The 13,616-nt window shown below is 35.6% G+C and carries 13 protein-coding genes; all 13 read left to right on the top strand.

Features of this window, described 5'->3' with window-relative positions; translation table 11 throughout:
* Positions 1–4 precede the first annotated feature (4 nt).
* The 13 genes from cpaB (at position 5) to I6F42_RS04180 (ending at position 13,429) form a co-directional block, all read left to right on the top strand.
* The gene (gene cpaB / locus I6F42_RS04120; RefSeq protein ID WP_010552697.1) at positions 5–886 is read left to right on the top strand and encodes a Flp pilus assembly protein CpaB; all 882 of its coding nucleotides are present in this window, start codon (positions 5–7) and stop codon (positions 884–886) included.
* A 19-nt stretch (positions 887–905) separates the two neighbouring features.
* Complete coding sequence (locus I6F42_RS04125; protein WP_010552698.1) at positions 906–2,201, top strand: type II and III secretion system protein family protein; 1,296 nt, start codon at positions 906–908, stop codon at positions 2,199–2,201.
* Positions 2,202–2,210: 9 nt separating this feature from the next.
* Complete coding sequence (locus tag I6F42_RS04130) at positions 2,211–3,941, top strand: ATPase, T2SS/T4P/T4SS family (protein ID WP_010552699.1); 1,731 nt, start codon at positions 2,211–2,213, stop codon at positions 3,939–3,941.
* Between the two features lie 4 nt (positions 3,942–3,945).
* Positions 3,946–4,782: a type II secretion system F family protein gene (locus I6F42_RS04135; protein WP_231616298.1), complete on the top strand. Its 837-nt coding sequence runs from the start codon at positions 3,946–3,948 to the stop codon at positions 4,780–4,782.
* Between the two features lie 11 nt (positions 4,783–4,793).
* A complete protein-coding gene (locus I6F42_RS04140; protein WP_010552701.1) occupies positions 4,794–5,654 on the top strand; it encodes a type II secretion system F family protein in 861 nt (286 codons plus the stop codon).
* Positions 5,655–5,656: 2 nt separating this feature from the next.
* Complete coding sequence (locus tag I6F42_RS04145) at positions 5,657–6,004, top strand: DUF192 domain-containing protein (protein WP_010552702.1); 348 nt, start codon at positions 5,657–5,659, stop codon at positions 6,002–6,004.
* Positions 6,001–6,459: a tetratricopeptide repeat protein gene (locus I6F42_RS04150; RefSeq protein ID WP_010552703.1), complete on the top strand. Its 459-nt coding sequence runs from the start codon at positions 6,001–6,003 to the stop codon at positions 6,457–6,459. The genes I6F42_RS04145 and I6F42_RS04150 overlap by 4 nt, the downstream gene beginning before the upstream one ends.
* Before the next feature lie 48 nt (positions 6,460–6,507).
* The gene (locus I6F42_RS04155) at positions 6,508–7,230 is read left to right on the top strand and encodes a hypothetical protein (protein WP_010552704.1); all 723 of its coding nucleotides are present in this window, start codon (positions 6,508–6,510) and stop codon (positions 7,228–7,230) included.
* A 30-nt stretch (positions 7,231–7,260) separates the two neighbouring features.
* Positions 7,261–11,490 carry a cell shape-determining protein gene (locus tag I6F42_RS04160; protein ID WP_197151029.1) on the top strand — a complete coding sequence of 1,410 codons (4,230 nt, stop codon included), beginning with the start codon at positions 7,261–7,263 and terminating at the stop codon, positions 11,488–11,490.
* Between the two features lie 41 nt (positions 11,491–11,531).
* Positions 11,532–11,999, top strand: a complete 468-nt coding sequence (locus I6F42_RS04165) for a hypothetical protein (RefSeq protein ID WP_010552706.1) — start codon at positions 11,532–11,534, stop codon at positions 11,997–11,999.
* A gap of 31 nt (positions 12,000–12,030) precedes the next feature.
* Positions 12,031–12,795 (top strand): hypothetical protein, encoded by a 765-nt coding sequence (locus I6F42_RS04170; RefSeq protein ID WP_197151030.1) that lies wholly within the window; start codon positions 12,031–12,033, stop codon positions 12,793–12,795.
* Between the two features lie 78 nt (positions 12,796–12,873).
* Positions 12,874–13,071, top strand: a complete 198-nt coding sequence (locus tag I6F42_RS04175; protein WP_010552708.1) for a hypothetical protein — start codon at positions 12,874–12,876, stop codon at positions 13,069–13,071.
* Positions 13,072–13,210: 139 nt separating this feature from the next.
* Positions 13,211–13,429, top strand: coding sequence for a hypothetical protein (locus I6F42_RS04180; protein ID WP_010552709.1), 219 nt, complete (start codon positions 13,211–13,213; stop codon positions 13,427–13,429).
* Positions 13,430–13,616 lie beyond the last annotated feature (187 nt).

Raw genomic sequence — 13,616 nt, forward strand, 5'->3', positions numbered from 1 at the left:
AATAATGAAAATTAAAAATATGTTTGACAAGAACTGGGTACTCCTTTTCGTTTCTATTATTTTAGGTGTTTTTGCAGCCTGGTCAATAGGAAGGTATATGGAATCAAAAGAAGATGAAATGAGAGTTTTATACAGTCGTGATGATGTGATTAAAGTTCCTGTCGTGGTTGTAACTAAACCACTGTCAAAAGGAGCTGTTATTGACAAAACAATGGTTGCAGTAAGAAAAATACCATCGGATTATTTACCCGCAGGTTATTTAAGCCCTCAAGAGTTCGGAGACGTTGAAGGACAAATGTTGTTAGAAAACTTACAAACAGGGCAAGCTTTATTAAAGTCTTACTTACCGGGTAAAGGCTTTGCACAGTTTTCTGATATGTTAAAAGATGGCAGAAGAGCTGTGACAATTCAGATAGATGAAAACAATTCTAATTCAGGCATGTTAGTTGCTGGAGATAAAGTTGATCTATACCTATTATCTGAAAAAACAAAAGGTAAGCCCCAACTAGATTTGCTTATAGAAAAGGTAAATGTATTAGCTACAGGCAAAATAACAGCCGCAGAAAATAAAGAGCTTGTTAATGAGATTTATAGAGATCCTAGCAATTATAGCACAGTAACATTAGATGTTACTTTATTAAATGCAGGGCGAGTTAGCTTGGCGAAAGAACACGGTAAGTTTGTGGCCTTATTACGCAATAGAAAAGATGAGCAGCAAGTGCTAGCTAAAAATATTGATTCTTCTTCTTTGTTCTCTGCAAGCAAAAAACAAAGAGAAGTAGAAATTATAGTTGGTGGTTCTGGTACATCTATACAAACTGTAAGTGGAAATATCGTAATTAATAAAACAAGTTATGCAGATAAAAATAATAACAATAATTTATAAGTTGTAAGGGAATACACAAATGAAAAGTAGTATCAAACTAATTATATTTTTAACTCTTATTTTCACTTTTCAAGTTTTTGCTGAGATATCTACAAATATTCAGATGAAGGTAGGCACACTTGATTTATTACCAATAGATAATGTAACTAGGATAGCGGTCGCCCAGCAAGGGATTGTGAGTGCTAAAGTTATTGATAATGAAAGTGTTCTATTAATCGCAGAAGGCCCAGGTGAAACACAACTACAAATTTGGGATCTTAATAACAATAGTATTAAATTAGATGTAGCGGTTAATTCTTTCGATACATCGGGTTTAACTAATCGTGTTAAAACTTTAATTGCAGATATCCCTTCTCTGTCAGTTCGCCAAGTAGGGGGGCTAGTTGTATTAGAAGGCACAGTTGATTCGAAAGTTTTTGCTAAAGCGAATAGCATAGCAAAAATCCTACCTAATGTGACGTCTCTAGTAACTAATAAAGAAATAGAAGTCAAAAGTATGATACGCATGGATGTCAGTATCGTTGAAATTGGTAAGAAGACTCTTAAAAACATTGGTGTTAAATGGGGAACTAGTGCTGGAGGACCATCATTTGGTGCTGTCAGTAATTGGACTAACAATGACTTGTTTTCGGTTTATAGCCCTTCTACAGTTGGAGACTCAATTATGGGTCAAATAGGTGAAGCAGCTATTGGGTCTAATAGTTTTTCTCATTTTGGAATTGTTACTGGCTTAAGTTCTCAAATACAATTGTTATCGGAACAAGGTGATGCTCGTATGTTAGCGCAGCCTACACTAAGTACGCGTAGTGGAGAAAAAGCGCGCTTTTTAGCGGGTGGTGAAGTTCCTATTCCATTACTATCTGCTGATGGTGCTCCTAGCGTTGAGTTTAAAGAGTATGGTATTAAATTAGAAATAGAGCCAACTGCGGATGAACAAGGCAATATTGTATCTTATGTTAGTGCTGAGGTTAGCTCTGTTGATGCATCAGTTCAAGTGAATGGAATACCAGGCTTTAAAACAAGAGAAACTGAATCTGTAGTGAATGTAAGAGATGGAGATACTATTGTCATATCTGGATTGGTTTCAAGTGAAATGTCGAAATCGATTAGTAAAGTTCCTCTACTAGGGTCTATTCCCATTCTTGGAGAATTATTTAAATCTAGAGATTTTGCTGATGATAAAACAGAGCTTGTAATACTGGTTACACCTCACGTAGTTCCTATTGAAGGTAAGTTACATCAAGAACGCTTACAGCGTGCCAAAGAAATGATCGAAGAAGCAGATAAATTAAAAGCTTTTTATATTTTAGATTAAGGAACGTTGATGTTTGATGTAATAGTAACTACAGCCAAAGGTACATCTGTCGGGCGTATAAAATGCAACGAAAAAACATGCACGATAGGTAAAGATAAGCAACATATTGTCAGTTTGCACGGTTTTAAAGTTTCAAAAGAACATGCAAAGTTATATTTGAATGACGATGGAATATATTTAGAAGATAGAGCTAGCCGAACTGGCACTCAGTTAAATGGGAGCAAAATAGAATCGGCTGGTCCTCTAAAACCAACAGACGTAATAGAAATTGGTGGCTATCATATTCGTGTTGAATTAGGTGATGGTTTTGATTCAACAAAAAATGCGACTGAAGCTTCTCATTCAAAAGAAGAAGCTAAGGTACAAAGAAATATTGAACCTGACTTCTCACCGATCCAAGAAACTTCACTAGAAACCAAAAGTGAAACCGTTCTAAATGATGATAATGCAACTCGACTTAGAATAAAGCAACGAAATGCATTGAGAAAAGAGGTACATAGAGAGCTCATTAAACAAATAGATTTACGCCGAGTAAATGTATCTGAAATGAGCGATGAGGAACTTAGAAAGCAAAGTAAAAGCTTAATAGAGTCAATAGTATTTAAATTACAAATACCAGTAAATATTGATTATGAAGAGCTATGTAAAGAAGTTTTAGACGAGACTGTTGGTTTAGGTCCCTTAGAAAATATTGTAAATGACCCAGATGTTTCTGAAATTATGGTTAACTCTCACGATGAGATTTTTTATGAAAAAGCGGGGAAGCTTTATCTTTCTGACATAGCTTTTACTGATGATCAAGCCGTATTAAGTGCAATTGAAAGAATTGTAACGCCATTAGGGCGTCGAATTGATGAAAGTCAACCAATGGTAGATGCACGGCTGAAAGATGGCTCACGTGTTAATGCAATAATACCTCCGTTAGCTCTAAAGGGCCCATGTATTACCATACGTAAATTTATGGCTAAAAAACTAGAGGCAGAAGACCTTGTTAATTTCGGTTCAATGTCCCCAGCTATGGTCAAGTTTTTACGAATGACTGTTGTTAATAAGCGTAATGTTGTTATTTCTGGTGGTACCGGTTCTGGTAAAACAACTTTACTCAATGTTTTATCAAACTTTATACCTGATGACGAAAGAATTATTACTGTTGAGGATGCTGCTGAGCTTAAACTTTATCAGCCTAACCTTGTATCTCTTGAAGCTAGACCAGCAAATCAGGAAGGTAAAGGAGGTGTCGAAATTAGGGATCTTGTTAAAAACTGTTTACGAATGAGGCCTGATAGAATAGTTGTTGGTGAGTGTCGTGGTGGTGAAGCACTTGACATGCTTCAAGCTATGAATACGGGACATGATGGTTCTTTAACGACCGCTCATGCTAATACTCCTCGTGACTGTATATCACGTTTAGAAGTTATGGTTATGATGGCAGGGATGGACTTACCAATCCAAGCTATAAGAGAGCAAATTGGCTCGGCTGTTAATATGATAGTACAGCAATCTCGTTTTAGTGATGGCTCTCGAAGAGTGACATCCATTTGTGAAGTTACGGGAATCGAGAGTAATGTTTTACAGTTAGCAGAAATTTTTAAGTTTAAACAAACTGGTTATAGTAAAGATGGCAAAGTGCTGGGGGATTATTTACCAACAGGTATGATACCTGAGTTTTACGAAAAACTCCGTGAAAGAGGTATTGATATTGATTTAGGCATTTTCAAAGTGAGTAATGACAATGAGTAGCCTAATGATAATGGTAATTGTAGGAATTACAGTTTCTTTATTGGTTTATGGCGGTAATTACATCTCGAGAGACTTAGCAGAGAAATACAGAGATACATTTACGCACACAGCTAAACGAAACCTTTCTGACATGTTTTTGTTTATAGAACCGCAAAAGTTATTTATCGCAAATATTATTGGCATGGTGGTCTTCTTCTTATTTATTTGGTCATATACCGGTGCTGTTGTATTGGCAATAATATTAGTGACTATAGTTGCTTTTTTACCTCCATATTTTTACAAGTATCTTCAAAATCGAAGAAAAAAACTATTTATTAAACAGTTACCAGATGCTTTAAATATGATTTGTGCATCGATGCGTTCGGGTTCTAGTTTAACTAACGCAATTGAGGCCATGGTACAAGAGCAAGATGCTCCATTGAGTCAGGAGTTTTCATTATTTTTAAGAGAGCAAAGACTCGGAGTCGACTTTAATGATGGTTTAAGCAATATGCTTGAACGTATTCCTGAGCTTGACTTTAAGCTTGTAGTATCTGGTATGCAAATATCAAAAGAGATAGGCGGTAACTTGGCCGAAACACTAGAACGGTTATCAGATACCCTTAGACGTAAATTAGAAATGGAAGGGAAAATAGATGCCCTCACCGGGCAGGGGAAAATGCAGGGTATAGTGATGACTGCATTGCCTCTATTCATTGGGTTTATTCTATACCACATGGAACCAACTCATATGATGAGATTGTTTACTGAACCAATGGGATGGGCAGTATGTGCTATAACAGCAATCATGTTATATGTAGGTTACACATTTATTCGTAAAATTGTGAATATAGATGTATAGGGAGATTTAACATGATAACTATAACAATAATTGCTGGTTTTTCTTTGTGTATATTTTTTTATAGCGCTTATAAAATTAAAGCTTCATTGCCTACCGATTCACGAGATTTTATGGATCCGTTACCTCCTTCACTAAAGCTTATTTGGCCATTTGTCAAGCTGGTTGCGTACTATTTAGGCGAAAGGCTTTCAATAGAATATTTAGAAAAAACGGGCAAAAAACTTCAAATATCAGGTGTTTCTTACATTCTTACCGCTGAAGAATATTTTGGTGTAAGAGTTGTATCTTCGATTGGTTGTACGCTATTTGTTTTATTAATTAGTGTATTACTGGAATCTATGGATTTTATGTACTTATTTTATGGTTGTTTATTTGGGTATTTTTTACCTTTGTTGACACTAAATGATCTTAAGAAAAAAAGGCAATTAGCCATTGTTAAATCTTTACCTGTATACCTAGATTTTATAACTATGTCGGTAGAAGCGGGACTAAATTTAACAGGCGGGTTAAGTCAGGCTGTTGATAAAGGCCCTGAAGGTCCATTAAAAGTTGAATTTGGAAAAGTTTTACGTGATCTTCGAGCCGGCGTTAATAAAATCGATGCATTTAGAGCTATGGCTGACAGAGTTCAAACGTCTGAAGTTAATAGTTTGGTTAGCTCATTAGCACAAGCAGAACGGACCGGTGCTAGTTTAGGTGCAACGTTAAAGGTTCAGTCAGATCAAAGGCGAGTAGAGCGCTTCCAACGAGCTGAAAAAAAGGCATTAGAAGCTCCAGTTAAATTAGTTTTCCCACTCATAATGTTTATATTTCCGGTTACATTTATGATTCTTTTCTTCCCTATAGTTATGAAATTTATGTACGATTTATAACCATGAAATATTTAACCTTAGTAACTATAAATTCAAAATTCAATATTATGTATGCAAATACCTGGTTTCTTAGATTAAGAGGTTTACTTGGAAGAGAGTTAAAAATAAATGAGGGTATGTTAATTGAACCTTGCAATTCAGTTCATACACTGTGGATGAAATATGATTTGGATATTATTTATATAAATAAAAACAATCAAATAGTTAAAATAATAAAAAAATTAAAACCTTGGAAATTAAGCGTGTGTAACGCTGCATTTAAAACACTAGAGTTACCTGCAGACACTGTGGATTACATAGGTTTAAAAGTTGGTGATTTTTTAGAGTTTGAAAAGGAAGAATTTAAATGAACAAAATATGCTTATTAATCGTTATTATTTTTTTTACAGGATGCAGCTCTTCTAAAAATATTGCAGAAAAAAATAATGTTAATTTAGTTGAGTTAGAAAATAGTGCTGAGTCGGCTTATATGGCAGGCCACTTAGATATGGCGGAAGGGCTATATAGGAAGCTGCTTAAAAATAAAGATAATTATGCACCAGCTTGGTTTCGTTTAGGAAATATATATACACGCAGTGGCCGCTTAGATGCTGGTGTAAGTGCTTATCAGCGTTGTTTGCAACTTGATCAGCAACATACTAAAGCCTGGTATAACTTAGCAATTACACGTATGCGTCAATCTACGGATATTTTAATTGAAGCTCAAAAGCATGTTGATCCAAATTCTAAAGCAAAAAAACAAATGGATGACTTGTTTTTAGAATTAATGCGATTACAAACAGGACAAAGTAAAGCAGGGACGTAAGTTATGCATTTTTCTAGAAAATTAGGCCGCTCCCAAAAAGGACAATCAATGATTGAGTTTTCAATTACTTTGCCTTTTTTAGCACCTTTAGTTTTAATATTAATTATGTTGCTAATTCAGTGGCTACTTATATATAAAGATAAAGTGACTTTAAATGCCGCTTCATTTGAAGCTGTGAGGGCAGGAGCATTAAATCACGGTGATATGGGCAAAATGAAAGATGCACTTGCCCAAGGCATGATGCCATTGTTTATGTCTGATTCGGGCGGAGACCCTAATGCACTTGATTTAGCTGCTGCTTATGTAAAAGCGAAAGCTCATGTTGAATTAGCGTCAGAAATAACGGTACTTAACCCTACCTCCGAGGTATTTAATAAGTTCAAGGAGAGAAGAGTTTATAATTCAGGTGTCACTATTGATGAAATACCAAACGACAATCTCATTTATCGAAAACCGACAGTTATAACCATTAACAGTGAAAAAAAATTAAATATACAAGATGCAAATTTATTACAAATTGAAGTTGATTGGTGTAAGCGTCTAGAGGTACCGCTTGCTGATTGGGTCATTGGCAAAGTTTTAACACTTACAGACGTAGATCCAAATCCTCTTTCAAGCAAATTTGTAAACTTTATACCTGATGAAGAACAATTAAAATGCTCCGCATTAGGAGCCGTAACATCATCAGCGGGGGATACAAGCTACAGCGGGTATTACATCACAATTAAATCTTATGCACTGATCCGAATGCAAACACCATATCGGATGTAAAGGAAAGCACCAACAATAAGGGTAAGGAAAATGAACGCAAAACAACTTTTAGCATTGCTTTTAGCAGGCTCATTGAGTGTCACACTAGTCGGATGTAACGAATCATTAAGTGAAGATGATTCAACATCAATACCAGATGGAACCGGTGGAGATACTGGTGGAGATACTGGTGGAGATACTGGTGGAGATACTGGTGGAGATACTGGTGGAGATACCGGTGGAGATACCGGTGGAGAACCTATTGAAAATGTAGGTACTTGGGAAAATAAAGACGAAGACGGCGATGGCGTGCCTGATGAACAGGATGATTATCCGTTTGATGCGGATAAAACTCAATACCCTGTTTATATTGAAGAAGAGCCTAACGATAACCCATCTGTTGCAAACCCTGTGGAGCTGGGTAAAGGTTTTAAAGTTCAGGGCGTTATTTCCTCTAGAACAGATAAAGGGGATTTATATGGCTTTGATGTTGATGATGTTACTTTCATAACAGCTGTATTTAAAACAGACGCTCCTCGGTTTGACCCTCAAGTATACCTATCAGATTCTGATGGATTAGTACAAGACTCGATTGTTTTATTCCAAGATGAACTTACAAAAACACATATTGTAAACTTTCAAATTCGTGAAAGTGGCCGTTATCAGTTAAGTGTTTTAGACAACAATTACGCAGGTGGCTCTGATTTAAGCTATGAGATAAGTGTTTTTTACGATGAAGATGTAGATGCATTTGACGATCAGAAAGAGCGAGGATTAGGTTCGTCAACTGAAACAAGTGACATGGATCAAGATGGCATTAAAGATGGCTTTGAATTTGTTTTATTGAATAGTCCTGCAGATGTTGACTTTGATGAAGATGGAATACCCAATTGGCAAGATACTGACTCTGATGGTGATTCATTTTCAGACAAAATAGAAGGGATTGAAGATCTAAATAAAGATCGCTTCCCAAATTATTTAGACCGCGATGCTGATGGTAATAGCATTGACGATAAATTGGAAAGTGGTGACTTTAACAACCCTAATAATTTTGATGATGATTTATACATAGATCATTTAGATTTAGATGATGATGGTGATTTAATTTTAGATACTTTTGATACGCAAAGGCTAAAAAAAGCGCAGACAGTAAAAAGAACTGGGCCGGATAGTTTACTTGTTCGCTGGGTTTATAATGTAAACTTTGAAGGACAATCCATTCGAGATTTTATCCGAGTTGGGGATAAAGTAGAATTCGAGGTTGACGGTTTACCATCTGATGCAAATAATTTGGTCTTTATTTTTCAATACGCTGATGACCTAATCAACTTAGAACCAACTATCGCTAGAGTCGAAGAAAACAAAACGTATTTCAGTGTAGAGCTTCCTAGCAAGGTAGGTGAGGCTAATGTATATTTAGCACATGATGAGGTTATTACTGATGCTCTGTTCATTGAAGTCAATGATAGTAAAACACCACTTTTGAAAGATGATAATCGTAATATTAGTGCTGAAGAAACGATTACTCTTGTAGGTGAAAATTTTAATGAGCAGGCGGTTGTCCATTTTAACGATATTGCCGTAAACGCAAACTTAATTGATGAAAATAGATTATCAGTTGAAGTTCCAAAAGGTATCACTGGTGGCCGTTATTGGGTAAGTAATGAATTTGGGAGAAGTAATTCTGTTACTTACATAGTTGAAACTGTGGTTTCGATTAATTTCGACAAGCAATATAATAAATCAGTAGTCTCTGCTGGAGGAATTTTACCAGCTTACGCAAAGCCTATTATTAATGATGCTTACTCTCTTCAATTAATGGGTAAAAAACCTGAAGTCCATTTCACCTATACAAATACAGATTCAAATGAATTAGAACAATTTTTAAGTGCAATAGTCGATCCAAGTAATACTGAAAGTGTTACATTTAGCTATGAAACTACAGCTGTAGCAAGCTTAGCGCTTTATATGTCAATGTATTATGAACCTAAAGGAATCGATAAGCTTGAATTTTCAGCCATGCTGAAAAATATGGATTTTTATAATACTTTTATTAGTGAAGCGAGTCAGCATCTTGAGAGTAATAGCGCTTTTTTTTCACATTCGAACCCACTAAATTCAGCGCAAGAGTTTCTAAGTAAATATAGCGCATTATTTAAAAGTAAATTATCAGCTGAATTGGATAAAACTCCACTTGGGCATTCTCAATTATTGAATAAAACACCAAGATCTTATACTTCAAAATATAGTATGTATACGTATTCCTCGAATGCAACAAACTCTCAAGACATTTCAATTGAGCCATCCATTGTTTCCTACCCTGAAACCAATGGGTCGTGGGACGCATTTGATATGACTATGGATGCAACTACTTTCTTAGAAAACTCAGGGGAAGTTGGAAAAAAGTGTGGTGAAGGTGTTGAAAGCAAATGGTATGAAGTTCTTAAATATGATGGATGTGTCGAGCTTCAAAATAGAAGTCAATTATATCTAAGTACACGGGTATATAGTTTAGATCCAATTACAGGAGAAGTACCAGCAGACTCACTTAATAAGCCTATTTCTGATCATATTGATACACCTTGGCATAAAGACATGATGTCCCCACAATCAGGTTCATTTTTAGGATTAGAGTATTGGTCAGCTGATAGCTTAATAGATAAATGTGTATATAAAGACTGCTTATATCAAATAATAACACCTGGAGTAGCAGGTACTTATGGGCCAAGTATATTTAATTTAACGGGTTCAGAGTCGTATAATTTAAGAGGGCAGGAAGCCAAAAAGATGCTCGCTATACGGACTATTATTGATAATGTGATGATCCGCTTTTTTACTCTTTTGTTCGATGCAGCTGGCTATGACATAAATGACAACTCATTAGATAAAGCTAAGATATCTAAAGCTGTAATTATGGCTGTTTATGATTATTTACCAGCAATAACTCACGAAGTTGAAGTTTTAGCCGGAAAGCCAAACGCTACGCAAGATGACTGGGAAACCTTGGGCTACAACATAGGCCTTGAGATATATAATAAAGAAATAAAGCCTATCTTTTCAGATGGTAGTACTTTCCCAAATATAAAAGTAGGCCCTGCTACTACAGCATTGTTGGCTATATATAAAATAAAACTTCCTGACTTTAGAGAAAAATTAGCTATAAAAATGGCTGAAAAATTTATTCCAATTATCGGTAATGCAGCAGCTGCATACCAAGCTAGTCAGCTTGCCTCAGCGATGATAGATATGGGGAAAACGATAAAAGACCTAGCAGCCGTGCCAACAAAGTTAGATTATGTTGTTACATGGGGCTTAAATTTATCAGATGTATCACCTAGAGCAATACAAAAAACTGGGGAGACAAAAAAGTTTACACTTGTTGGCAGTGGCTTAGCTGAAGTTAAAGGGATATTTAAAGATACACAAGCTGAAGTAATTGTAAAGGATTTAGGTAATAACTTGGCTGAGCTAGATGTAGAGTATTTAGGTGTAGACAAAATAGGTACCTATCTTGAGTTTAGCTTAAGTAATATCAGCCAAATAGAGGCAGTTGTTGGCCCTTTACAAGTAAGTGTAAAACATCGCGATGACGAAGCTACTTTGCCTTATGAAATACTTGTAGGAACTGAGCTTAGTATTATTGATGTAACGCCAAATAATGGTGGGGCTAGTGATAAAATAGAGATTAAAGGGATTGGCTTTAGTAATAAAATAGCTGATAACATTGTAACCTTTAGTGGAGAAAATGGTGTTAGGCTTACTGCACAAATAGAGGATGCAACAACAACTGCTCTAACAGTAGCTGTCCCTAGTGGGGTCCAAACAGGTTTCATTACTGTAGAAGTAAATGATGAGTTAAGTAATGAATTCGATTTTTTTGGACCTAAACAGCTATTAATTACGTTTGGTGATAACGGTAATTTAAAAGATGATGTGTATAAATTAAGCGTAAATGGCAATGTACTTTATGATAATAGCAGCCCTCAACGTAAAATTGGTCCTGTTAGTGTATCACTCGATGAAGGAGAGCATTTAGTAGAGCTTACCGGTATTCGCGCAGATGATGGCATAGGCACCTATTACATCGAATTTGCAGGAGATGTCGCATCAGTAACGGGAGATGCACAATCTGGAAGAGATTTATGCCCCAATACAATAAAAGCGTATTACGTCACAATAGCAAGTAATAGCACCACGAAGATAAAGCCTGCATTAAGTAATAAACAATTAGTATTACAAGCAGAATCGGACGAATCACAAACTGAATGTACAAACTTTTGATTAATGAGGGCTTTTAAAGCCCTCTGCTACAAGGATAAATAATGAATAAATACCTAATTCCACTGTCGTTATTAGCAAGCTTTACATGCCAAGCAGAGCTTGATTTAACGATCCCAAAAGAAAACTGCTTTAAAGCGGTAGAAATAGTAAAAAATAAAGATGAACAGTTATTTAGGCAACTATTCACACCCGTTGATCATATTCCTAATGCTGATAAGGAAATCACAAAACTGATTGACAGTACACATAAAAAATACTTCGGAAAAGAGTACGATGGTATAAAAAACTTTCGTCTTGTTGAATCAAAGCTTGTTAACTACTCTGAGGATACTAAGTATAGTGTTGTTGAAGAAACTTATGAAAGGTGGGGATATACAGAGCAAGCATTTATATATTACAAATTTGATGCCTATGATAAAAGACTTAAAGAGCAGCGCACAGTGTATAACAAATGCCGTTTTGGTCTAAAAGACGGCAAGTGGTATATGGTTAATTTACTGCAAGATTAGTTGGTGCATATTAAAAATAAAGAGCATGTAATTGATATTACATGCTCTTTTTTATAATTTACTGTTGAGATTATCAATGCAAAGCGAAAAGTTAGATATACAATTAGATGATAAGTTCTGGTTTAGGCTCGTAAATTTACCAGAAAAGGACGCCTTGACCCCTATGAGTAAAATCACTATGCCGGTAGTAACAAAATTATTTAGGCTAAATTTAGGAATCGAGTTTTTATTTGCAATCGCATTGGGTGCGCTTGCATTGTATAGTCATGTTTGGGTTGAAGAGGACTGGGTTAGCGGATTATTTTTTATATATATTCCTTTATTCTTGGGACTATGGTTTTTACGAAAGGTGTTAATTTGGCAAAGGTATGGCTTTAATTACAAAGCCGCGTTTGAAGTAAGTAAAGATGAATTAATTATAGTTACCGAGCCATTATCTAAACAGCAACACATAACTATGACTAAAGCCGATATAGATTACATACAATTTAGCTACGGGTATACCCGTTCAAACGGGCAAGGCTATCAATCAAAACAATCACACATTTCCCAAGCGCTTGTGGTTTTAAAAAACAATGAACGCTATACAATCAAACCAAATACCATCGCAACCTTAAACTTGCTTTATCTGTGCATTTATTTTGACTACCCCGTGAGTTACAAGTATGGCCTTACCGACGGCGGTGGCAGCATTGTATTTATTTTGCTGCGGGTTATGTCAATGGGTGGTAATTTTGTAATGATAGGTCTTTATTTGTATTGGATAGGAGCAGGGTATTTGAAAGCAATTCTTTAGCTATTGTAGAAATTTACAACCTAAATGATTATTATAAAGTATTCACTAACACACAAAGTTTAAAACAGTGGGAACGTTATGATTAAAGGATTTGTAAGTATTATTTTAATTGTCGTACTGGGGATCACGCTATTAAGTGTAGGCTTATATCGGTTTGCAATTCAGCCTGAATTTTCACAAACAATTACCTTTGGGTTAATGTGTATTGGTGGACTTTTAAGTATATATGGTTTGCTCGCTATGTTTTATAGAGGACTTACTAAACACTCATATTAAATATGGCTTTAATTTAGCTTAGCGGATATGCAGTTGAGTTACTCTAAATATCACCTCTGATTAAATTGCATACTTTATTTAAATTAGGTACAGTTTATAACCGCAATTGCTTTACGGATAAACCAACAAGGATGGATTCTTGAAAACACCACTATTTTACCTTTCGCTATTGAGTGTTAGCTGTGCTTTTAGCTCGCTAACCTACACAACACCATTGCACGCAAAAACCATTCAGCCATCTACCCATATTGGCACGTGGCTAAACAAAGATGAAGACGCTGATGGTGTGCCTGATGAACAGGATGAATATCCGTTTGATGCCGATAAAACCACAATTACGATTGTTCAAGAAGAATAGTTTAATAATAATGTTGCTGAAGCAAATCCAGTTGGGAGCACCCCTTTTAAACCTGCGGGGATTATTTCTGAAAATGTAGATATAGATGATTTTAAATTTAATATACCCAGTGAAATATTAGCTGAAGATTTATCCGTGACGTTTGTACTTTTTAAAGATGATTCACGTTTTACACCGTCTTTAACCA

The organism is Pseudoalteromonas sp. SWYJZ12, assembly GCF_015864395.1.
In the GTDB taxonomy this organism is placed as follows: Bacteria; Pseudomonadota; Gammaproteobacteria; order Enterobacterales; family Alteromonadaceae; genus Pseudoalteromonas; species Pseudoalteromonas arctica.